Below are 21,565 nucleotides of genomic sequence, written 5' to 3' on the forward strand. Positions count from 1 at the left end.
CAAATGCCCTCGCATGCGCAAAAAATGCTGCAACGCCGCAGAGACGGCAGCTTCGAGGGGTAACAATGCGATGGCGGTGACGCTAAACTGTGACATGGGCGAAAGCTTTGGCCTCTACAAGGTTGGCGATGATGTGGGCATGATGCCGATCATCGACGTTGCCAATGTCGCATGTGGTTTTCATGCCTCCGATCCGGATCACATGCACGCCGCCGTCCGCAGCGCCAAGGCGAGTGGCGTAAAGATCGGCGCCCATCCAGGCTTGCCGGACATTCAGGGTTTCGGCCGGCGCGAGATGCGGATGACCCGCGACGAAGTCAGGAACACCATCATTTACCAGGTGGGAGCGCTTGCCGGCTTCCTCAAGGCCGAGGGTGTGGAACTCCACCATATCAAGCCGCATGGCAGCCTTTACTTCATGGCCATGCAGCAGGAGGCAATCGCCCATGGCGTGTGCGACGCGGCAGAGGTTTTCGGCGTACCCCTCTTTGGCATGACGGGCACCCTGCACGAGAAGATCTATCAAGAGCGCGGTATCCCATTCGTCGCCGAGTTCTATGCCGATCTCGACTACGATGCCTCCGGCAAGCTGATCTTGACACGCGTTCATGACGCCAAGGACCCCGCAGAGATGGCCGAGCGTTGCGTACGCGCCATTAGCGAGGGCGAGGGCACGGCAGAGGACGGCAGTTTCTTCCCCGTACGCTGCGAAACCATCTGCGTGCATTCCGATACGCCGAACGCCATCGAAATAGCCAGGGCCGTGCGCGCCGCAATCGCCCCTTGGCACTGAACTCGACCGAACCCGCCTGCGCAGGCGGTTCCAAAATAGTTTGCCTGCAGTTTTCCGGAGCTTTTTATGGCCCAGATTCTTTCGCCTCTTCCCGGCACTTTTTATCGGAGCGCTTCGCCGGACCAGCCGCCCTATAAGGCGGATGGCGACGCAGTTTCCGCCGGAGACGTAATCGGTCTCATCGAAGTGATGAAGTCGTTCCACGAAGTGAGGGCCGAGACGGCTGGTACGAACATCCGCTTCATTGCCGACAATGAGGACCCCATCATGGCCGGCGCACCCATTGCGGATCTCGACTGATGCTGAAAAAGCTTCTGGTTGCCAACCGGGGCGAGATAGCGGTCAGGATCATCCGGGCCGCGCAAGATTTGGGGATCGCCACCGTGGCGGTGTATTCGGCCGCAGACGCCGAGTCGCTCCACGTCCAGCTTGCGGACGAAGCGGTCAACATCGGCCCACCAGCAGCAAAGAAGTCCTATCTCAATGGCGAAGCAATTCTGAAGGCTGCCCGCGACACCGGTTGCGACAGCGTTCATCCTGGCTATGGGTTCCTTGCCGAGAATGCCGCGTTTTCCGACGCGGTCACAGGCGCTGGATTGGTCTTCGTCGGCCCGTCGGGAAATGCAATCCGAATGATGGGAGACAAGGTCTCTGCGCGATCGGCCGCTGCCGCTGCAGGTGTCGCTGTGGTGCCTGGCTCGGCTGGCCGGGTCGAGGGCCTCAAGGCTGGCCGCGAGGTGCTGACGGAAACCGGTTTTCCGGTGATGATCAAGGCTGCGGCGGGCGGCGGCGGGCGCGGCATCCGCATTGCGAACTCGCTCGCCGAGTTCGAACAAGCCTTTCCTCAGGCCGAAGCAGAAGCCCTCGCCGCCTTTGGCGACGGTGGTCTCTACATGGAAAAGGTGATCGGCAAGGCCCGCCATATCGAGGTGCAGGTGCTGGCGGACGGAAGCGATGCCATCCACTGCTACGAGCGGGAGTGCTCGCTGCAGCGGCGACGCCAGAAGGTTTGGGAGGAGGCGCCGTCGCGCGCACTTTCCCCAAGGCTGCGCGAGGAGCTCTGCGCTTCGGCGGTCGCTTTAGCCAAGGCGGTCAAATACTCTGGTGCCGGCACGGTAGAGTATCTTTATGACGATGAAGCAGACCGCTTTTACTTCATAGAGATGAACACCCGCATCCAGGTTGAGCACCCGGTCACCGAGGCGATCACCGGCGTCGACCTCGTTGCGGAGATGCTTCGCATCGCCGGCGGCGAGAAGCTGCGGATTCGGCAGGGCGATGTCTCCGTCAAGGGGCATGCGATCGAAGTCCGGCTCAATGCCGAAGATCCGGCGAGGGAGTTCGCTCCATTCCCCGGGCAGGTGGCCGAGCTTCGCATTCCCGGCGGTCCGGGCGTACGTTTCGATTCCATGCTCTACCAAGGCTATCAAGTGCCGCCCTTTTATGACTCGCTGCTTGCCAAGCTGATCGTGCATGCAGAGACGCGCGAGGCGGCGATAGTGCGCCTGATCCGCGCGCTCAACGAGTTGAAGATCGGCGGGCTCAAGACCACCAAGCCGCTGTTTCTTGCGCTCGCCGCAGATCCTGCGGTGCGGACGGGAGACGTGCATACCCGCTGGCTGGAAGGCTGGCTCATCGAAAACGCCGCAGCTTTGGCGGGCTAAAGGAGGACCGATGTCGATACGATTCAACTTCGGCGGTGACGAGCATATCTTCGGTGAGGTGTCCGAAGAAATGTCGCTCACCTCCTTCTTTACCGGCCTTTCGATGACCAATGCGGTGCGTACGGCAGGCATCCGAGGTGTCACCGAGATCTGCCCAGCCAACGCCAGCTTCCAGATTCGCTTCAACCCCGACATCGTCAAGCCGCAGGATTTGCTCAGCGAACTGAAGTCGATGGAAGAGGCGGCCTCAAAGGCGGACCCTGTGCTGAAGACCCGGATCATCGAACTGCCGGTTTATTTCCAGGATCCATGGACGCGTGAAACCTGCTTGCGCTTTCGCGAGCGCCATCAGGACCCCTCCTCCACCGATCTTGAATATTCGGCACGCATCAACGGCTACGCCACGGTGGAAGAGTTTATTGCGGCCTATTCCGGCCAGCCCTGGTTCGTATCCATGGTCGGCTTCGTCGCTGGACTGCCCTTCCTGTACCAGATGGTTGAGCGCAAGAAACAGATTCAGGCGCCGAAATACTTGCGCCCACGCACCGACACTCCCAAGCTCACCATTGGCCATGGCGGTTGCTTTGCAGCGATCTATTCGGTGCGCGGCGCTGGCGGCTACCAGATGTATGGCATAACCCCGGCCCCGATCTACGACCCGACCAGGAAGGTGCGCTACCTCTCCGATGACATGTGCCTGTTCAAGCCAGGCGACATCGTCAAGTTCAAGGCCATTGGCCGCGATGACTACGACGCCACGCTGGAGGAAATCGAAGCCAATCGGTGGCAGCCGACGGTTCGCGAGTGCACCTTCAGCCTGAAGGACTTCAACAGCGATATTTACGGCACCAATGCAAAGCTGATGGAGCTTATCAATGGCCGTTAAGGTAATCTCTCCCGGCCTCTCCACGTCCGTGCAGGACCTTGGCCGACCAGGCCACTATCATGTCGGCATTCCAGAAGGCGGCGGCATGGACCGCTTTGCGACACGCATCGCAAACCTGCTTGTCGGCAACGATCCGGGTGCCGCGGTGCTCGAAGCCACCTTCATGGGCCCCGAACTCGAATTCACCCAATCCGCGGTCGTCGCCGTCACGGGTGGAGAGCTCCCACCCAAACTCAATGGCGAGGAACGGCCGACCTGGGAAAGTTTTCCGGTGAAGGCCGGTGACCGGCTTTCCTTCGGCTTCCTCAAGGGCGGCGCGCGCGCTTATCTGGCCATCTCCGGCGGCATCGACGTACCCGTGGTTCTCGGCTCGCGCTCGACTTACATTCTGGGCGCGCTCGGCGGGCATGAGGGCCGCACGCTGAAGGCGGGCGATGAGCTTCCCCTCGGCGAAGGTCCCGGCAAAGCCGGTCTCTCACTGCCTGCAAATCTGCGCCGCGAGCGCAATAGTCCGGCGGAACTCAGAATGCTGCCAGGCTTATACTGGCATCGGATTACCGAAGCCGCCGGCAATCGGTTCTTCGAGGAAACCTGGAAGGTCGCGCCCGAAGCCGACCGCATCGGCTATCGTTTCCGCGGCGGGACGCCGCTGGAGTTTGTCGAGCGCGAGCAGCCTTTCGGTGCGGGCTCCGACCCCTCGAACATCGTCGATGCCTGCTATCCCTATGGATCCGTCCAGGTGCCAAGTGGCACGGAGCCGATCGTTCTTCACCGGGACGCGGTTTCGGGTGGCGGGTACATGATGCTGGGCGTGGTAATATCAGCCGACATGGACCTGATCGCCCAGCTCCAGCCGCACACCCCGGCGCGCTTCGTTCCGGTGACGCTGGAAGACGCGCTTGCCGCGCGAACCGAACAGCGCGCCGCGCTGGCGCGTGCTGAAGGGCATCTGGCCGGCTGACGTCAGCCGGGCGGAGGAGCCGGAGGCGAGGAGATCGGTCGGCCAAAACCGACCGCGCGTAGCGGAAGACAAAATCCGGTGCGCGAAACGACAAGACGACGCCGGGCAACGGCGTGAATTTGGCACCCGAGCAGTCCGCTAGAGACCGCCGGAACCGACAGGGGAAGACATTTGCAACGTGGCTGGCCGCAAGGCCGGATGCTTCGCGCCTTTCCGTCGGTAGAAAGAAGGAAAGGGACATGAGTCATCTGAGCGCGGAGAACGTCTCGGTATCGTTTGCGGGGCTGAAGGCCCTGTCATCGGTAGACCTCCAAATTACGCCCGGCCGCATCAGTGGCCTCATCGGCCCGAATGGCGCCGGCAAGACCACGCTCGTCAACGTGTTGACCGGCTTCCAGGCACCGACGGAAGGCACTATCAAGCTCGACGGGGCAGCACTCGCGGGTCTCAAGCCGCACCAGGTCCGGCGGCGCGGCATCGCCCGCACCTTCCAGGGTGGGCGGCTCTTCCGCGACCTGCCTGTGCTGGACAATTTGGAGGTAACCGGCGTTGGCCTGGGGATGAGCCGGCGCGCTGCCATCGCCGAAGCGGAAGCGATGCTCGACTGGATAGGCATCGGCGCGTTGGGCTCCCGCATCGCCGGAACCTTGCCTTATACGGATGAGCGCCGTGTAGCCATTGGCCGTGCCCTGATGGGACGGCCCGCATACATCCTGCTCGACGAGCCAGCGGCTGGCATGAGTTCGCCAGAGGCGCGGGAGCTTTCGGCCCTGATAAGACACATCGCCGCCGATCTCGGCTGTGGTGTCCTGCTCATCGAGCACAATGTCGGGCTGGTGCTCGGCCTTTGCGAGCATATCGTCGTGCTCGATTCCGGAGCGATCATCGAAGAAGGCCCGCCCGCGGCCATCCGCGATAGCGAGAAGGTGCGCCACGCCTATATGGGAACGGCCTCAAACACCGACCTGCCAGTGCTGGAGGTGATGGAATGAGCCTGCTCGCCCTTTCCGATATCACCATCCGCTATAGCCGTCTCACGGCGGTCCGCGACGTCTCCTTCTCCATGGACGAAGGAGAAATCCTGTTCATCACCGGCCCGAACGGTGCCGGAAAGTCTTCGCTGCTGCGCGCGATCGCCGGTGTTACGCCGGTGGCGGGCGGCCGGATCGACCTCGCGGGTCATGAGATCACCGGCCAGGCGCCGGAGAACATCGCCAGGCTCGGATTCTCCATGGTGCCGGAGGGGCGCGATGTCTTCGGCTCGCTGACGACCGAAGAGAACCTTCTGGTCGGAACCGGCATGCACGCCCGCGAACGTGGCTGGCGCAGCCGAGCTGCCGACGAACTTGAAGCCGTCTACGCAACCTTCCCGATGCTGAAAGAGAGGCGGCACGGGCAGGCGGGATTGCTGTCCGGTGGGCAGCAGCAAATGCTGGTCATCGGACGCGCGCTGATGACCAATCCGCGGCTTGTAGCCATCGACGAGCCTTCGCTGGGCCTCGCCCCCAACATCAACGACCAGGTCTATGAGCGGCTGATCGCGCTGCGTGCGCAGCGCCAGCTCACGCTCCTGATCGTTGAGCAGAGCTCGGCCCGGGCGATGATGGTGGGCGGGCGGATGATCCTGATGCGTGGCGGACAGATCGTGCTCGATGGCGACGCCCGGACGCTCGGCAACGGCGAGGCGATCCAGGCTGCTTATTTCGGTTACGAGGACCACTGAGATGCTCCAGATCCTGTTCGACGCACTCTCGCTTGGTTCGCTCTACGCGCTCGGGGCGCTTGGCATTGCCCTCATCTTCGGCGTCATGCGGCTCGTGAACTTCGCGCATGGCGACGTCATCGCCTTCTGCGTCTTCGCCCTGCTGTGGCCGTCAACAGACGCCATGGCCATCGTCTTCGCTGGTCAATTGCCGTGGTATCTGCTGGTGCCCTTCGTGCTCCTATGCGGAGCCGGGCTGTCGGTGCTGTGCGAAATCGTCGTCTTCAGGCGGTTCCGCAAGGCAAATCCGGCAACGATGATGATCGCCTCCTTCGCGCTCGGTTTCGTAATTCGCTACTTCCTGCTCATGCTTTTCTCCAGTCGGCCGAAATCGATCTCGCTGCTGCCCGAACTATCCCAACCGGTGGAGATCCTCGGTGCCCGGCTTCCCCTCCTCCAACTGATAACGATCGTCGCCACAATGGTCATCCTGATTGGCCTGACGCTGTTCCTGCGTCAAACCCGCTTCGGCCTGGAGATGCGGGCGGCGGCCGAGAACTTCTCGATGGCCCGCATGCTGGGTGTGCGTGCGAACCGGGTTATCATGGGCGCGTTCGCCCTCTCCGGCGCGTTGGCCGCCGCCATTGCGCTGATCTTTGGCGCCCAGACAGGCACGCTGGACATCCAGATGGGCGCCTCGATCATGTTGATGGCCTTCATCGCCACAGTCATTGGCGGCCTCGGCAGCCTCGGGGGGGCCGTGCTCGCCGGCTTCCTGCTGGGTGCCGCCTCGGTGATCATGCAGGTCATGCTGCCCATCGACGCCCGGCCATTCCGCGATGCCTTTGTCTATGGAGCGGTCATCCTCGTTCTCCTCTTCCGCCCGCAAGGGCTCATTGCCGCGCGCGGCACCAAGGAAAGGGTCTGATTTCATGGCTGTCGCCGCCTCCCTTGCCAACTCTACCGCTGCCGGTGCCGCGGCTGCCGAGCGAAAGCCAGCCCGCTTCGCGCTTGCCCGCCGCACAATCCTGACGCCGGTCCTGCTTTCTCTGCTGCTGCTGGCCATCGCGCTGATCACGGTGATGACCGGATCGCGGCCCTTCAACCAAACGGTGATCGACGTGTTCGTCCGTGTCATCCTCGTCGTGGGCCTATACATATTTATCGGAAATTCGGGCGTTCTCAGCTTCGGACATATCGGCTTCACCTGCCTTGGCGCCTACGCGGCCGCGTGGCTCACCATCAATCCGATGATGAAGCGCGGTTCGCTGCCGGGACTGCCCGAATGGCTGCTGGCGACCCGTTTGCCGTACTGGCAATCGGCTGTGCTGGCGGCATTGTTCGCCGCCCTCGCCGCTCTCATTTTCGGGCGGGTGCTGATGCGGCTATCGGGCATCGCGGCATCGATCGCGACCTTCGCGATGCTCGCCATGATCAACACAATTTATTCCAACTGGGAAAGCGTGACCGGTGCAACCTCATCTGTCGTCGGCATTCCGATCGTGCGCGTGATCTGGCCGTATCTCATCGGCGCCGTGGTCGCAATCTTCATCGCCTGGGCGCACGCGATCTCCCGGTCCGGCCTGGCGCTTCGTGCTGCCCGCGACGAGCCCACCGCCGCCGCCGCTTCCGGTATCGACATTCCCAGGGAAAGACTGGTGGCGTTCGTCGTATCAGGCGCGGTGATGGGGCTGGGCGGTGCGCTCATGGCTCATTCCATCGGCGTCGTCACACCCGACACATTCTATCTCGGTCTCACCTTCATCACCCTTTCCATGCTCGTCGTCGGCGGCATGGGCAGCCTGTCGGGGGGTGTGGTGGGTGTCGTCCTGCTGTCCGCCCTCATCCAGGCGCTGCGCTGGCTGGAGGCAGGCGTATCGCTCGGCGAGTCCACTTTCGCCCTCCCGAAAGGGGTTCAGGAAATAGCCCTCGGCGTCATCATGATCGTGATCCTCGCGCTTCGCCCATCCGGACTCATGGGCAACCGCGAGCTCACGTTACCTCGCAGCAGTCGCAACAAGTGACCGGCGGCACAAGCCCGACCGGAAAACAAAAAAGGAGACGTGCATGTCATACAAAATAAGAATTGTCGCAACCGCTTTGGCCTCGATGTCCATCGCATACCCGGCCCTGGCCGATGACGAGACTATCGTCGTCGGCTTCGCCACTGCGGAGTCGGGCTTCATGGAAGCCTATGACAAGCCTGCGCAGGAGGCAGCCTTGATCCGCATCGAGGAGATCAATGCGGCTGGCGGTCTGCTTGGGAAGCAGATCAAGGTCGTCAAGGCCGACACCAAGTCCGACCGAGCCGAAGGCGCCAAGGCGGGCCTCTCCGTGCTCGACCAGGATGCCGATCTCGTGGTCGTCTCCTGCGACTACGACTTCGGATCGCCGGCTGCGCTCGCGGCCGAGGACGCGAGCCGTATCTCCTTCTTCCTGTGCGCGGAATCGGTCAAGGCCGGTATCCAGGGTGTCGGCCCGCACAGCTTCTCGGCGTCGGTGCTGGCGGCCGTGCAGGGCGCAACCATGGCCGAGTGGGCATTCAAGGAAAAGGGCGCAAAGGACTTCTACCGTCTGCTCGATACCTGGACGGCCTACAACAAGGGCATCTGCGACGGCTTCGACTGGATGATGCCGAAGCTCGAAGCCCAGGGCGCGAAGCTTGTCGGTGAAGACACCTTCAAGAACGAGGACGCCTCCATCGCCGCGCAGATCACCCGCATCAAGTCTCTGCCGAAGGAGCCGGACGCGATCATGCTTTGCACGATGATGCCAGGCGCTGTCTCGGCCATCAAGCAGCTTCGCGCCGCGGGTATCAACTCCATGATCCTGAATGGCTCGGGCGTCGACGGTAGCTATTGGCTCTCGGCTGTGCCCGATCTGACGAACTTCTACGTCCCCGTTCAGGGATCGATCTATGGCGACGATCCCAATCCGGACGTGCTGAAGTTCAATGCCACATACAAGGCGAAGACAGGCGCCGATCCCTCGAGCCAGTATGTCTTTCCGGGTTACGTCATGGTCGACGTCTGGGCCAAGGCGGTGGAGCGTGCAGGCACGACCGATGCCGACGCGGTGGTCGCGGAACTGGAGAAGATGAAGAATGAGCCGACGCTGTTCGGGCCTCGCACCTTCACGCCGGAACTGCATCACCAGAACCAGACTCGGTACCTGATCGTCGAGACCAAGGCCGGCACGCCGGGTGTTGTAGGCAACTGGACGATTTCCGAGCCGGTACCGATGGAAGCCTTGCTCAAGTAGGAGAAGATGGGCCGGATAAACCCGGCCCTTCACATGCGAAAGGCCCTGTTCCTATGGGACGACCGGGCCTTTCGTCTTTTGAGGATCTTGCCTTTGGACAAAAACGAGGGCGGCCCGCTTGGACCGCCCTCGTCGCCCGATGAATTCAGATTTTCGCTACCCTCGCGCTTTGCGGTAGGAATCCTTAAGCGCTATGAGCTCCCCCGAGAAAGCGAAGATATCGCAGCCGTCGACTTCGATTTGCTGCCCCGCTGCCGTGGTGCCGACGAAGCGCCATGAAGAAAGTCCGGTGTCGCCCGTCACGACGTGCCGTCCCCTGGTCCAGGCGGCTTTCGGGAAGGCATCGAACAGCGCTGCATAGGCGGCGCGCACGGGGTCACGTCCCACATGCTTGCGCCCTTCGACGTCGGGGCCGACCGATCCATGGAAAGCGCAATTCTCCGCCATGCAGTCCATCAGCGCGCCCACGTCGCGGGCGTTCCAGGCCGCGAGGAACCGGTCGAGCACGGCAAGCCGCCTGGCTGCGAGGTCGCCAGCCTCAACCACCTCGACCTCCAGGAAGGCCAGCGGCGCATCGCCGGCATTGATGACGTTATGAGCCACACCTGTCCGTCGCGAATAGGGCAAGCCTTGGGTGAGAGCGGCTTGCGATTGCGCGCCGTCTGGGCCTTCGAGACCGAGCTTCCCGTCGGTAAGTGGCACGATGACGTAGTCATGGCCATGGATGTGCCAGCCTGTCTCGGCCCCGGTGGCAAAGCGCCATTCGGTGACCCGGAAACGTTCGTCGTCGATATGGACGACCGGTTCGGCTTTCATACGGGTCATTCAAGTCCCTCCTTGGCAACAGCACCGGTCAGGCGCTCAAGCGTCCGGCCCATGCGCGTCATGATTTCCTTCACATCGTCTTCTGTCGAGATCATCGGCGGACAGAGCGCGAGCTGGTCGCCGATGGCGCGGAAGATGAGGCCTTCCTCGTGGCCGATCCCTGATGCGATACTCCCTGCTCGCCCTACCTTGGCGAAGGGGCGTTTCGTCGCCTTGTCCGCCACCAGCTCAACAGCGCCGATAAGACCGGTGCCCCGCGCTTCGCCGACAAGCGGGTGATCGGCGAACGAGCGGATGCCGGCCTGAAACGAGGTCTCGAGGCGGGCCGCGTTTCCGATCAGGTCCCGCTCCTCGAAGATGGCGAGGTTTTCGAGACCCACCGCCGTAGCGACCGGATGACCCGACGCCGTGAAGCCGTGGCCGAAATTGCCGATCGTTGCGGTGTTGTCGGCAATCGCCTGATAGATCGCCTCCGAGAACATCACCGCGGCCAGCGGCATGTAGGAGGAGGTGATCTGCTTGGAAAGCGTCATGATATCAGGCGTGAAGCCGAATTTCCGGCAGCCAAAGGGCGTGCCGAGCCGCCCGAAACCACAGATCACCTCATCTGCTATCAGGATGATATCGTTTGCCCGGCAGATTTTCTCCACGCCTTCCCAGTACCCGACCGGCGGTGGCAGAACCCCGCCGGCTGCCATAAGCGGCTCTCCTATGAAGGCTGCGATGGTGTCGGCCCCTTCTTCGGCGATCACCGCTTCCAGCTCGGCGAGCAGACGCGCCGTGAAGGCGGCTTCGTCTTCACCTTCCATGCCGAAACGATAGAAGTGTGGGCAGGTCAGGTGGCGAACGGGAATCGCCGGCAGATCGAAGTCGCGATGGTTGATCGGCAGGCCCGTCAGGCTGCCGGAGGCGACGGTGATGCCGTGATAGCCCTTGGTCCGTGCCAGGAACTTCTTCTTTCTGGGCCGGCCCAGCGCGTTGTTCATGAACCACATCATCTTGACGATGGTGTCGTTGGCTTCCGACCCCGACGACGTGAAGAAGACACGCGTCAGGTTCTCCGGCGTCATCTCCACGAGTTTCTCTGCCAGCCGGATGGACGGCTCATGCGCCTTGGAGGAGAAGGTGTGGTAGTAGGGCAGCTTCAGCATTTGCTGATAGGCAGCGTCGGCCAACCGCTTTTCCGAAAAGCCGACGCCCACCGACCACAGTCCCGCGAGCCCTTCGATGTATTCCTTGCCGCGCTCGTCATACACGCGGATGCCGTCGCCGCGGCTGATGATCAGCGGCCCGGTTTTTTCGTGCTGACGCAGGTTGGTGTAGGGGTGCATGGTGGTGGCGATGTCGGCGGCGGCGAGAGAGTTGGAAAGCGCGTCCATGGAAGTCCTCAGCGGCTTGTGGAAATGGATCGGGCAGTGAGTTCGAGATAGTCCTCGATCCCGTGCGTGGAGCTTTCACGATTCGGGAAAATGAATCATGGGAGGCCGTTGGAATGAGTGTCGATGATCCGCCGCATCAGCGCGGCGACGTCGCGTGCATTCGGTGGATCAGAGTGGATGCAGACGGTGTCGAAGTCGACCGGGCGGACCGTGCCGTCTGTCGTCACGAGTTCGCGTCGGGTAAGCGCCCCCACCATGCGGTGCTCGGCAAGCGTCAGATCGATGGCCGACTGGACACGCGGGATGATCAGGCTGCCGCCGGGAGCGTAGGCAAGATCGGGAAAGAACTCGCCCACGAAGGCAACGCCGAGTTCGGCTGCCGCCGTCTCGTGACAGGTTCCCGCCATGCCGAAGAGAGGGACGCCGAACGGCTTGACCGCCGCGGCAATTGCCCGGGCAGTGTCCACGTCGTGCGCGGCCATGCCGTAAATGATGCCATGCGGCTTGACATGGCTGAGCTGCGCGCCCTCGGCGGCCAGCATCCCTGTCAGAGCACCGATTTGGTAGAGGAAGGCGGCTGTCAGTTCCTCCGGCTGAAGTTTCATTTCGCGCCGGCCGAACCCCTCGCGATCGGGAAGGGAGGGATGCGCGCCGACCCGCTTGCCATGCGAAAGCGCGAGCCGCACGGTCTTCAGCATCGTCCATGGATCGGAGGCGTGGAAGCCGCAGGCGATGTTGGCGCAATCGATATGAGGCATAATGCCGACATCGTCGCCGAAGCGCCAGTTGCCGTAGCTTTCGCCCATGTCGCAGTTCAGGGTGACCATTTTTGCTTGCCTCAGCCCAGAGTGCTCGACGCCCAGCCGGGGGCGATGTGCGGGAATTCCGGCGGTGGTTCGCGCTCGTGCAGCAGCCGAAGCACGCGCGGCGGCGTCAGCGGCAGCTTCCGCACCGGCTTGCCGATGGCGCGCGCCACCGCACAGCCGATCGCCGCGCCCACGGCCAGGATCGGGACCTCGCCCGCGCCCTTGGTGCCTAGAGGCCCCATCGACGGTGCGCCCTCGTAGAGATCGGCGGCGACCGGAACCACGTCCTGCGCCAGCGGCAGGCGATAGGTCTCGAAATCGTCCTGCGCGATGCGTCCGTCGGCGGTGAGCGTCACCTCCTCATGCAACGCATAGCCCAGCCCCTGCACCACACCGCCCTGTATCTGGCCCAGGATGGCGCGCGGGTTGAGCGCGCGGCCGACATCTTGAACCACGCGATAGGCCAGCACCTCGACATGACCGGTGTCCGGATCAACCGCCACCTCGGCCTCGTGAACGACGAAGACGGGGATGTCGAGCGCATCGATGAAATGCCCCATGGCGCAGCCGGACATTGCCGGAGTGTTCCTGGCGGTAAAGGCTCCGCTTCCCGTGATCGGGCCGGCGGTTGCCTGCGCATGAGCGATGACGGCGGGGATCGACATGCCGGAACCGGGACGTCCGGTGATCTCGACACGACCGTCCCGCAGCACCAGGTCTTCCGGTCGGGTCTGAAGCATCTCGCCGGCGGTCCGCAGCAGCTTCTCCCGCACCTCTACACAGGCGGCGATGCTCGCAGCACCAATGGACACGGTGGTGCGCCCGCCGCCAACCCCGACATCGAGACCGGCGGCATCTGTATCGGCTTCGCGCACGATCACCTGGTCGGGAGCGAGGCCGAGCTGCCCAGCCACGATCTGCGGCAGGGATTGCACCATCGTGCCCGATCCGATCTCCACACCCGACGTGACCAGCGTTGCGCTGCCGTCGGCGTTCAAATTCACCGTTGCCGCCGAGGGTCCGACAAACACGAACCATGTGCCGACCGTTGCCGCAATTCCATAGAGCCTGCCATCGGCCTTCGCTTCTGATGTGCCGGTACGGGCACGCAACGCCTCCATACGATCGAGCATTGGACCCAGCACGTCGGCCTCGAAAACCTGGCCCGTGGCACCGAGATCACCATCTCCCAGGACATTTTTCTTCCGGAACGCCGTTGGGTCGAAGCCCAGCGCATCGCAGATTTCATCGGTGTGTCGCTCCAGCGCGAATGTGTTGTAGACGCCGTTGCAAGCTCGGAAAGCCCCGTTGGGCGGTGTGTTGGTGTATACGGCGCGGCTGACGAGCCGCGTTGCGCCAACCCTGTAATTACCGCCCAGCGTGTGCGCCGTCATCGTCGTCAGGAAGACCTGCTCGCCGCCATACGCACCGCAGTCCATCAGCACGACCGCCTCGCGCCCGGCGATGTATCCTTCGGCGGTGACGGCGGAGCGAATGCGAATTTCCGCATTCTCGCGGCACAGGCAGGTTGCCATCTCTTCCTGCCGGGTGTTTTCCAGCACCACCGTGCGCCCGGTCATCCGTGCCAGAAGTGCCGTGATCGGCTCGATCGACGCATCGAATTTCAGGCCGAACCCGCCACCGACAGGGGGTACAGTGACCCGCACACGCCCGGGTGGAAGCTGCATGACTCTTCCGGTGACGTTGCGCACGGTCCAAGGCACCTGCGTCGAGGTCTGGATGTGAGCACGGCCGTCCTCCCAGGAGCCGATGGCAACGCGTGGTTCGAAGGGCACATGGCTCTGCCGACCGACGGTGAAGCTGCTCTCGACAATGCGTATATCGGAACGGGCGAAGGCCGCATCGACGTCACCGCGGCTGGATTTTGCCTCCCATGCGATGTTGCCGGCACGTGCACCGCCCTCCGTGATCACCTCATAGCCGCGCCAGCCCTCGTGGACGAGGCGGGCGGCGGGTTTGAGCGCTTCGGCCATGGTGAAAACCGGTGCCAGCGGCTCAACCTCGAGCACGATGGCGGCAAGCGCCGCCCGCGCCTGCGTCTCCGTCTCGGCGGCGATGACAGCGATTGGCTCGCCGTGATAGCGGATCGTGTCGATGGCCAGGAGCGGATGGTCGGCAATGCCGATGCCGTAGAGCCCTGGCGCATCGGCGCCGGTCGCCACGGCGCGCACGCCAGGACAGCGAAGTGCCGCCGAAACGTCGAGCTTGCGGATGCGCCCCGCGGGAACGGTCGACCGCAGCAGCACGGCATGCAACATGTCGGGGCGAATCCGGTCGTTGGTGTATTTCGTCCGCCCGCGCAGCTTGTCCTGCGCATCGCGGCGGGGAAGATCCATCACCGTGGCGGACAGCTCAGACATGGATGCTTCCCGCCAACTGGCCAGCCTTCCGCGCCTGGTCGAGGCATTCGGCCACGGCGTCGACGATCCGCTCATATCCCGTGCAGCGGCAGATATTGCCGACCATCGCGGCCTTGATTTCGGGACGGCTCGCATGCGGCTTGTCACGCACGAAAGCCGAGAAGCTCATGACCATTCCCGGAAAACACATGCCGCATTGCACGGCATCGGCCGCCTCGAAAGCGGCCTGGAGCGGGTGCAGCGGCTGGTTTCCGGAGCTCAATCCCTCGATGGTCGTCACCGCGCATCCCTGGACGAGGCCAATCGGCTTCAGGCAGGACGGCACCGCTTCGTCGTCGACATGCACCGTGCAGGCGCCGCAGAAGCCTTCGCGGCACACGGCTTTGGTCCCCGTCAGGAATTGTTCCTGCCGCAAGATGTCGACGAGCGGCGTCATCGGATCACCGTGAAAGCTGCAGTCCTCGCCATTCAGCTGGAATGTCACAGTCATGCCAGGCCCCCGGTCTCGAGAAGTGCGGCAACACCGCGCTTGACCAGCGGCGGAAGAACCTGCCGCCGGTACCAACCCTCAGCTTCCTTGCCGTCGCGGCCCTGAAAATCATTGTGCTCCAGTGCAAGCCCGGCGGCACGTTCCGGATCAAGGGCGGCGGCCGGGCCTGCCCTCATGGCCTGTTCGAGCGCCGTCCAGCGCCGCGCTACAGGCTCCACCGAGCCGACGGCAATGCGACATCGTTTGTCTTTGTCCATCGCGAGGGAGACGATGGCGACCGGGTAGTCGCCAGCTTTCCGAAGCGGCAGGCGAATATGAACACTTGCGACAAGGTCGCGGCGCAGATGAACTCTCGTTACAATCGCTTCGGTCAGCAGCGTATGCCTGTCTTTGAGGAAATCCGAAATACCGAGGAGTTTTGGGCCTTCGACCGTCTCCAGCTCCACCGTCGCCTCACAGACGAGAAGCGCAGGGGCAAGATCGGCGGCGGCAAAGTCGAGGGCACAAAGGTTGCCGCCCACGGTTGCGACCCTTCGGATGCCGGGATTGGCCGCACCCTCCGCCGCGGCAACCACGCCTTCGAAGCCCTCCGCGCCGTGCAACGCGCGGCCAAGGACTGCGTGGGTAACGGCTGCGCCGATCACGACATGGTCCGGTTCGATTTCGACCTGCGACAAGGCCGGTATCCGATGGAGTGCGACCACCGCCTCGGGAAGGTCGACCCCGCGCCGTGGATCACGCATCATCCAGGTGCCGCCGGCAAGCACCGCCGCACCTTGCCGGCGTGCGGCCATTGCCTCTTCAAGTGTGCTGGCTGCGGTGAACGATCGTCCCACGCTTGGCGCCATCTGTCATTTACCCCTCGGAAGCCGCCAACTTTCGCGGCGCTGCAGCATTGTTGCTCCAGCTTCAGGCTCCTGTGAAATAATAATTCTTTGAATATCGTATCGAAAAAACAGATAACTCAGGCATCCCGCGAGCGCCCGCAAGATTGCGTCGCGCTCGTTGGCGCTCAGACCCAGTGGGCAACGGTCCGTTTCTCAAAACTCTCCCGGAACTGGGCGGTGGTTTTGGGGAGTAGTTCGCCAGTCTCCCAGTCGAGGATCACGGCATAGTGCCGAACCGCATCGAGCGTATCGATCTCGCCGGAGCGGTATTTGCGCGCGACCTCCTCGGGATCCATGCGTGCCCACCCCTTCCGTTTCGCCCGGATGTCGGCACGGCAGGCTTCGGTCGCCGTCTCGTCGATTTCGTACTGGCACAAGTCGCGGTCGATTTCGCGGATTACCACGCCGTAGTCGGTTCTGGCACGCTCCAGGGAAACGTAGTCGTCGATCACGTCCTCCATCACCTTGCGGGGCTCGCGCTGCAGTGGATCGCCAAAACCGCCGCCGCCGGCCGTCGGACGAGCGAACTGGTCGCCTGTGTGGACGGAGTAATCGGAGAATACGGAGCCGAGCCAAATCTCGGTCTTTTCTCCGGCGCGCTTCATGGTCAAGCCGTGGGGCATCGACGGCAGCCCCCCTTCGACGCCCCAGACGACAGCGCGCTCGCGGTCGCAAATATAGGACATGACGGCGTTTTCGGCCTCAAGCAGCAACGAGGTCTTCTGCACGCCGACGCCGCCTCGCCATTTGCCAGGCCCGGCTGAATCCTGCTTGATCTGGAACTCGATCGTCCGAGTGGGATTCACCCGCTCGTTGCCTTCGTTCGGCTGCGACATCAGCCCGGTTCCGAAGCAGGCGGTGGTGACATCGGCGCCATCCTTGCCGTTGCGCCCGCCCCAACCACCGGGCAGCCATTCGTAAAACATAAAGATCGGCTTTTCGGGTTTGCGCGCGTCCCGTCCCCCGGCCAGCAGATATTCGAGGTTGAAGGCGCAGGCGATAGCGCGTTCGGGCATGATCTTCGACCACATCTCGAAGATCGCGTTCATGATCTTTTCGAACGGCATCAGGAACCCTGTCACCGCCACCGGCCATTCCGCGCTGACGATGCTGTTCTTTGGCGCGGTCACCTCGATCATCCGGTAGAACCCGCTGTTGAGCGGGAGGTCCGGAAAGAAGGTCTTCATGCCGGCGACCACGGCCGAGAAGGTCGCGCCCGGGGCGGAATTGTACATCGAGGCAATGGTCGAATGGCTTCCCGTAAAATCGTAGTGGATCGTGTCGCCCTTGATCGTCATCTTGATGCGGATCGGGATCATGCCCTCGCCGGCACCGAGATCCCGGTCAATGTAGTCGACCGTCTCCCAAGTGCCGTCGGGCAGCTCCGCGAGACGCTTTCGCACGGCACGTTCGACGTAGTCCTGGACCTCCTCCATACCGCGCATGACCTGGCCGCGCCCGTACTTCTTGACCAGCCGCAGCAGCTCGCGCTCGGCCGCCTGCGTCGCCTGCGCCTGGGAATGGATGTCGCCAATGATCGACGCGGGATCGCGCGTGTTGGCCGCGATCATGTTGGCGACGTCGGAGCAGAAGCGGCCGCGCTGGAAAAGGCGCAACGGCGTGATCCGCAGGCCTTCGCGGAACATGTCGCGAGCGGTGACATCGAAGGAGCCTGGCACGGAGCCGCCAAGATCCGACCAGTGGCCGTTCGACTGGGAGAAGCCGATCAGTTTGTCTTCGTCGAAGATCGGCCGGACGAGCCGAACATCGCTGAAATGCGTACCGCCGGCATAAGGATCGTTGATTGCGTACACGTCGCCGGGTGCCATATCGCCTTCGAAGACCCGGATCACCTCCTTGCACGTGTTGTGCAGTGTGCCGACATGGACCGCGATGTCGTAGTTGCCCTGGGCAACGGAGTTGCCATCGGCGTCGTGCAGGGCATTCGAAAAGTCTCGGTTGTAGATGACGAAGGAATAGCAGGTGCGAAGCATCTGTTCGGCCATCTGGTCGACGGTGGTGATGAAGGAGTTCTTCAGCACCTCGAACGTTACCGGATCGAGGCCAGGGCTCGTTTCAATCAGCTTTGTCATGTCTCAGCCTTTCGTCACGATGAGAATGTTCAGGAAGCCGTCGACGGTCGCGCTCATTCCCGGCGGAACCACGGTGGTGGAATCGAACTGTTCGACGATGGCGGGCCCCGCAAAGGCAGCGCCGGCGCTGAGTTGGTCGCGTTCATAGACAGCCGCATCATGAGATACGCCGTCGAACCAGACGCCGCGGCGGCCGAGCGGCTCGGGCACATGAGGCAAGACTTCGTGTCGCGGTATCTCGGCTTTCGGGACGATGCCGATCGCTTTGACCGCGATGCGGAAGATCGACACCGGCGCCTCTTCACGGCGGTAGTTGAACTCGCGTTCGTGCTCGTTGTGGAACGCCTCGATCAGCGAGCAGATGCTCTCGATCCGCGCCGGGGCCGACACCGCAAGCGAGCGCCACTGGCCCTGGTACATCATCTCGACCGTGCGCTGCAGCGCCATGTCTTCCCGCGCCACGCCCTCATGGGCCAGGCGCTCGACAGCCTGTTTTTCCATCAGGACAAACGCCGACTGCATCTCGGCGGGCGAGACCGTCGAAGCATCGGCCATGAAGCTTTCGGAGAAATCGTGCTGCACGTCGACGAGGAGGCAACCGAGCGCGGAGGTGACGCCTGGATTGGGCGGCACAATCACGGTCGGAATCGAAAGCTCCTTCGCCACGGCCGCTCCGTGCAAAGCGCCAGCACCGCCGAATGCGACCAGTGCAAAGTCGCGCGGGTCATAGCCCCGGCTGATGGAGAGAAGCCGGACGGCATTGCCCATATTGGCGTTGGCGACGGCGATGATCGCCTCGGCCGCCTGGTGGAGTTCCATGCCGAAGGGTGCCGCCACAGTCTCCTGCACCGCCTGGGCGGCCAGGGCGGGGTCGAGCGTGATCTTGCCGCCCGCAAGGCTGGTGCCGAGACGGCCGAGCACGACATTGGCATCGGTGTTGGTGGCAATGCGGTTGCCATTCTTGTAGCAGGCCGGACCTGGAAAGGCGCCGGCGGACTGCGGTCCGTTGCGCAAGCTGCCGCCCTCGTCCTGCCATGCCAACGACCCGCCGCCCGCACCGATGGTCAGCACCTCGATGGAGGGGAAGCGAATCGGATATCCGAATTCGATGTACCAGTCTTTTGTGATGCGCGACTCCCCGTTCCATGCCAGCGAGACGTCGGTGCTGGTGCCGCCCATGTCGAAGCCGATCGAGTTCGGGAAGCCACAGAGATTTCCGATGAAGCGGCTTGCAATCGCACCGGCGGCGATGCCGGATCCCGCGAGCCGGGCCGAGAAATCCTTGACGCTCGCGGGCGTCATGACCCCGCCACCGCTGTGCAGCAACAGGAGATCTCGTTTGTATCCGGCGGCCGCAAGCTTTTCTCCAAGGCGCGACACGTAGTCGACGACGACCGGGGCACAGACGGCGTTCGCCATGGTGGTGGAAAAACGCTCGTGCTCGAAGATTTCCGGCATCACCTCCGAGGAGATCGAGACCGGCAGATCCGGCATGGCCTCCTTCAGAATCTCACGCATGCGGCGCTCATTGGCGCCGTTGACATAGGAATTCATGAAGCAGACGGCGATGGACTTGACCTGCCGTTTCACGAGAATTTCCGCGACGCGGCGCGCAGCCTCTTCGTCCAGCGCTTCCAAGATCGTGCCCTCGGCACCGACCCGTTCCCGGACTGTCAGCCGGTCGCGGCGCGGGATATAGGGCTTGGCGACATCCTTGTAGGTGTCCCAGAGGTCTTCCTTGTTGGCGCGGCGGATCTCGACAACATCACGGAAACCCTCGGTGCAGACCATTGCGGTGCGTGGCAGGCGGCGGGTGATCAGCGCATTGGTGGCGACCGTCGTGCCATGAGAGAACATCGTCACCTCCGAAAGATCGATGCGGCCCTGCTCCACGCCACTCATGATGGCCTGCATGGGATCGTCAGGCGTGGAGGCGGTCTTCTCGATGCGGATCGCGCCGCTATCTTCGTCCATGATGCAGATGTCGGTGAAGGTCCCTCCGACATCGACGGCAACTCTTATTCTGCTCATGACAGTTCCTTCGCGGTGTCTTTGCGGGCAAGGCCCGGCTTCCGCCGCCCCTTGCCGGGGTGACGTCGCAATAGATTATGGAATTGGCCCGGATTTCGTCGGGCCTAGTGCCGCTCTCTTGAGGTCGAAGCGCGGCCTGCCCGGTTCGCTGCTTCGCGACGGGTATCGGTCGGTGCGCAGCCGAACCGCGTCCGGTAGTGCTTGCAGAACTGAGACTGGTCGGCGAAACCCCAGCGGTAAGCGATCTCGGCAACGCTGCTGATGTTGGTCACCGACATCAGCTCCTCGGCGCAAAGTTCAAGCCGAGCGTCGCGGATGAAGCCGTTGATCGACTGGTTGCTGTCCTGAAAAAGAACCTGCAGGTAACGCAGGGAGATGCCGCAGGCATCAGCCACCGCCTGCGGGCCGAGGTCGGAATTCTTCAGGTTGTCGCGAATAAACTGCTCGGCACGGTGCAAATGGCCGGCCCGGATCGACGAGATGTTGCTGTCGAGCACGCGATCGTCGCTTACGATCGACAGGCACAGCATTTCCAGGATGTGCCTGCCCATCATCTCGCGAGCGACTTCAGTGATCTCATCGAGATGACCGATCGTGGTTCGCACCGTGTCGAGGAAGAGCGCGGCGATCCCTTGGGTCGCGTCGAAACTGAGCGCACTGAGCCGTTCGGCGGATCCGATCCGCGCCCGAACGCTCGATGACGGCACCTTCAGGACCCACAGCGCGTTTGGCTTGCCGTGCCAGAATTCGTAAGGCGCATCTCCCCTCTCAACGAGAAAGCCCCCCGGACTGCAATTGACGGTCCTCGACCCTTGCGAGAAATTCACTTCCGACATCTCCGGGATGGTGATGAGCAGGCTGGCGTCGCGCTCGTTGAGGAAGTGGCGGCGATGGCGGCGATAGCTTACGGCATCGCAGCGCATTTTAGACACGCTGACGAGCCCAAGCGAGAAGGTTTCCAGCTTGCCTGAAAATTCGCGACGGTTCCGATACTCGGTGTCGAGCGGAAAATAGGCTTCGGTAACAGCGGCTTGCCAGGCATCACCGCCTGCGGGACCGCCGATCGTATCGACGACGTATTTCATTCCCCGACCTTTCTGGTTGGCCCCGGTTAGCCCGGTGTTTTTCTGAAGATTACAGGAATCCGCCGGCGCGTATTGGTCAAAAACGAATAAACTTATGTGGTCGTTGGCAGCTGGCTCGCTTCCCATGCCGTCGCGATTGCCTAAAACCTCGTAGCGACGGTTCGCAAGCCGCAGTGCGTTCGCCAGCACCACCTGCCCCCGCACGCTCGCAACGTTGTTGCGGCGGGCAAATGGGCGCACCTTTTTTGCCTTGGCTTCGAGGGCGGTCCCAGCCGCATCGAATGCCGGAGCTGCCGACCCCACGACAGCGGTTGGCGGGCC

The 21,565-nt window shown here is 62.9% G+C and carries 19 protein-coding genes; 10 read left to right on the top strand and 9 right to left on the bottom strand.

Translation table 11 applies throughout. From position 1 onward, the window contains the following. Nucleotides 1-70 precede the first annotated feature (70 nt). The 10 genes from pxpA (at nt 71) to AC0L2H_RS16165 (ending at nt 9,267) form a co-directional block, all read left to right on the top strand. A complete protein-coding gene (pxpA, locus tag AC0L2H_RS16120; protein ID WP_473591292.1) occupies nt 71-793 on the top strand; it encodes a 5-oxoprolinase subunit PxpA in 723 nt (240 codons plus the stop codon). Between the two features lie 66 nt (nt 794-859). Beyond that, a complete protein-coding gene (locus AC0L2H_RS16125; protein ID WP_013533152.1) occupies nt 860-1,093 on the top strand; it encodes an acetyl-CoA carboxylase in 234 nt (77 codons plus the stop codon). After that, a complete protein-coding gene (locus AC0L2H_RS16130) occupies nt 1,093-2,457 on the top strand; it encodes an acetyl-CoA carboxylase biotin carboxylase subunit (protein WP_473591154.1) in 1,365 nt (454 codons plus the stop codon). The genes AC0L2H_RS16125 and AC0L2H_RS16130 overlap by 1 nt, the downstream gene beginning before the upstream one ends. A gap of 10 nt (nt 2,458-2,467) precedes the next feature. Continuing rightward, nucleotides 2,468-3,343 carry a 5-oxoprolinase subunit B family protein gene (locus AC0L2H_RS16135; RefSeq protein WP_126103558.1) on the top strand — a complete coding sequence of 292 codons (876 nt, stop codon included), beginning with the start codon at nt 2,468-2,470 and terminating at the stop codon, nt 3,341-3,343. Further along, complete coding sequence (locus AC0L2H_RS16140) at nt 3,333-4,304, top strand: 5-oxoprolinase subunit C family protein (protein ID WP_473591155.1); 972 nt, start codon at nt 3,333-3,335, stop codon at nt 4,302-4,304. Before AC0L2H_RS16135 ends, AC0L2H_RS16140 begins: the two co-directional genes overlap by 11 nt. Nucleotides 4,305-4,543: 239 nt before the next feature. Next, nucleotides 4,544-5,296 carry an ABC transporter ATP-binding protein gene (locus AC0L2H_RS16145; protein ID WP_473591156.1) on the top strand — a complete coding sequence of 251 codons (753 nt, stop codon included), beginning with the start codon at nt 4,544-4,546 and terminating at the stop codon, nt 5,294-5,296. After that, the gene (locus AC0L2H_RS16150) at nt 5,293-6,027 is read left to right on the top strand and encodes an ABC transporter ATP-binding protein (RefSeq protein WP_112620708.1); all 735 of its coding nucleotides are present in this window, start codon (nt 5,293-5,295) and stop codon (nt 6,025-6,027) included. Before AC0L2H_RS16145 ends, AC0L2H_RS16150 begins: the two co-directional genes overlap by 4 nt. Nucleotide 6,028: 1 nt before the next feature. Next, nucleotides 6,029-6,934 (top strand): branched-chain amino acid ABC transporter permease, encoded by a 906-nt coding sequence (locus AC0L2H_RS16155; protein ID WP_473591157.1) that lies wholly within the window; start codon nt 6,029-6,031, stop codon nt 6,932-6,934. A gap of 4 nt (nt 6,935-6,938) precedes the next feature. Beyond that, a complete protein-coding gene (locus AC0L2H_RS16160; RefSeq protein WP_473591158.1) occupies nt 6,939-8,030 on the top strand; it encodes a branched-chain amino acid ABC transporter permease in 1,092 nt (363 codons plus the stop codon). Between the two features lie 43 nt (nt 8,031-8,073). Continuing rightward, nucleotides 8,074-9,267 (top strand): ABC transporter substrate-binding protein, encoded by a 1,194-nt coding sequence (locus tag AC0L2H_RS16165; protein WP_473591159.1) that lies wholly within the window; start codon nt 8,074-8,076, stop codon nt 9,265-9,267. Nucleotides 9,268-9,423: 156 nt separating this feature from the next. Here AC0L2H_RS16165 and AC0L2H_RS16170 read toward each other — a convergent pair whose 3' ends face one another. From AC0L2H_RS16170 to AC0L2H_RS16210, 9 genes are all read right to left on the bottom strand, one after another. Beyond that, nucleotides 9,424-10,092 carry a nuclear transport factor 2 family protein gene (locus AC0L2H_RS16170; protein ID WP_473591160.1) on the bottom strand — a complete coding sequence of 223 codons (669 nt, stop codon included), beginning with the start codon at nt 10,090-10,092 and terminating at the stop codon, nt 9,424-9,426. Next, complete coding sequence (locus AC0L2H_RS16175) at nt 10,089-11,471, bottom strand: aspartate aminotransferase family protein (RefSeq protein ID WP_473591161.1); 1,383 nt, start codon at nt 11,469-11,471, stop codon at nt 10,089-10,091. Before AC0L2H_RS16175 ends, AC0L2H_RS16170 begins: the two co-directional genes overlap by 4 nt. A 95-nt stretch (nt 11,472-11,566) precedes the next feature. Further along, complete coding sequence (locus AC0L2H_RS16180) at nt 11,567-12,298, bottom strand: LamB/YcsF family protein (protein ID WP_473591162.1); 732 nt, start codon at nt 12,296-12,298, stop codon at nt 11,567-11,569. Nucleotides 12,299-12,309: 11 nt separating this feature from the next. Then, nucleotides 12,310-14,658: a xanthine dehydrogenase family protein molybdopterin-binding subunit gene (locus AC0L2H_RS16185; protein ID WP_473591163.1), complete on the bottom strand. Its 2,349-nt coding sequence runs from the start codon at nt 14,656-14,658 to the stop codon at nt 12,310-12,312. After that, nucleotides 14,651-15,148 carry a (2Fe-2S)-binding protein gene (locus AC0L2H_RS16190; RefSeq protein ID WP_473591164.1) on the bottom strand — a complete coding sequence of 166 codons (498 nt, stop codon included), beginning with the start codon at nt 15,146-15,148 and terminating at the stop codon, nt 14,651-14,653. Before AC0L2H_RS16190 ends, AC0L2H_RS16185 begins: the two co-directional genes overlap by 8 nt. After that, nucleotides 15,145-15,996, bottom strand: coding sequence for an FAD binding domain-containing protein (locus AC0L2H_RS16195; protein ID WP_473591165.1), 852 nt, complete (start codon nt 15,994-15,996; stop codon nt 15,145-15,147). The genes AC0L2H_RS16190 and AC0L2H_RS16195 overlap by 4 nt, the downstream gene beginning before the upstream one ends. 164 nt (nt 15,997-16,160) lie before the next feature. Beyond that, complete coding sequence (locus AC0L2H_RS16200; protein ID WP_473591166.1) at nt 16,161-18,128, bottom strand: hydantoinase B/oxoprolinase family protein; 1,968 nt, start codon at nt 18,126-18,128, stop codon at nt 16,161-16,163. Nucleotides 18,129-18,131: 3 nt separating this feature from the next. After that, nucleotides 18,132-20,159 (bottom strand): hydantoinase/oxoprolinase family protein, encoded by a 2,028-nt coding sequence (locus tag AC0L2H_RS16205; protein WP_473591167.1) that lies wholly within the window; start codon nt 20,157-20,159, stop codon nt 18,132-18,134. Between the two features lie 104 nt (nt 20,160-20,263). Beyond that, complete coding sequence (locus AC0L2H_RS16210; protein ID WP_473591168.1) at nt 20,264-21,484, bottom strand: AraC-like ligand-binding domain-containing protein; 1,221 nt, start codon at nt 21,482-21,484, stop codon at nt 20,264-20,266. Nucleotides 21,485-21,565: the final 81 nt, after the last annotated feature.

The organism is Mesorhizobium sp. WSM4871 (genome assembly GCF_055811295.1).

Bases quoted from the DNA above. Each gene is read 5' to 3' on its own strand.
- pxpA (WP_473591292.1), top strand. From the start codon at position 71: ATGGCGGTGACGCTAAACTGTGACATGGGCGAAAGCTTTGGCCTCTAC.
- AC0L2H_RS16125 (WP_013533152.1), top strand. From the start codon at position 860: ATGGCCCAGATTCTTTCGCCTCTTCCCGGCACTTTTTATCGGAGCGCT.
- AC0L2H_RS16130 (WP_473591154.1), top strand. From the start codon at position 1,093: ATGCTGAAAAAGCTTCTGGTTGCCAACCGGGGCGAGATAGCGGTCAGG.
- AC0L2H_RS16135 (WP_126103558.1), top strand. From the start codon at position 2,468: ATGTCGATACGATTCAACTTCGGCGGTGACGAGCATATCTTCGGTGAG.
- AC0L2H_RS16140 (WP_473591155.1), top strand. From the start codon at position 3,333: ATGGCCGTTAAGGTAATCTCTCCCGGCCTCTCCACGTCCGTGCAGGAC.
- AC0L2H_RS16145 (WP_473591156.1), top strand. From the start codon at position 4,544: ATGAGTCATCTGAGCGCGGAGAACGTCTCGGTATCGTTTGCGGGGCTG.
- AC0L2H_RS16150 (WP_112620708.1), top strand. From the start codon at position 5,293: ATGAGCCTGCTCGCCCTTTCCGATATCACCATCCGCTATAGCCGTCTC.
- AC0L2H_RS16155 (WP_473591157.1), top strand. From the start codon at position 6,029: ATGCTCCAGATCCTGTTCGACGCACTCTCGCTTGGTTCGCTCTACGCG.
- AC0L2H_RS16160 (WP_473591158.1), top strand. From the start codon at position 6,939: ATGGCTGTCGCCGCCTCCCTTGCCAACTCTACCGCTGCCGGTGCCGCG.
- AC0L2H_RS16165 (WP_473591159.1), top strand. From the start codon at position 8,074: ATGTCATACAAAATAAGAATTGTCGCAACCGCTTTGGCCTCGATGTCC.
- AC0L2H_RS16170 (WP_473591160.1), bottom strand. From the start codon at position 10,092: ATGACCCGTATGAAAGCCGAACCGGTCGTCCATATCGACGACGAACGT.
- AC0L2H_RS16175 (WP_473591161.1), bottom strand. From the start codon at position 11,471: ATGGACGCGCTTTCCAACTCTCTCGCCGCCGCCGACATCGCCACCACC.
- AC0L2H_RS16180 (WP_473591162.1), bottom strand. From the start codon at position 12,298: ATGGTCACCCTGAACTGCGACATGGGCGAAAGCTACGGCAACTGGCGC.
- AC0L2H_RS16185 (WP_473591163.1), bottom strand. From the start codon at position 14,658: ATGTCTGAGCTGTCCGCCACGGTGATGGATCTTCCCCGCCGCGATGCG.
- AC0L2H_RS16190 (WP_473591164.1), bottom strand. From the start codon at position 15,148: ATGACTGTGACATTCCAGCTGAATGGCGAGGACTGCAGCTTTCACGGT.
- AC0L2H_RS16195 (WP_473591165.1), bottom strand. From the start codon at position 15,996: ATGGCGCCAAGCGTGGGACGATCGTTCACCGCAGCCAGCACACTTGAA.
- AC0L2H_RS16200 (WP_473591166.1), bottom strand. From the start codon at position 18,128: ATGACAAAGCTGATTGAAACGAGCCCTGGCCTCGATCCGGTAACGTTC.
- AC0L2H_RS16205 (WP_473591167.1), bottom strand. From the start codon at position 20,159: ATGAGCAGAATAAGAGTTGCCGTCGATGTCGGAGGGACCTTCACCGAC.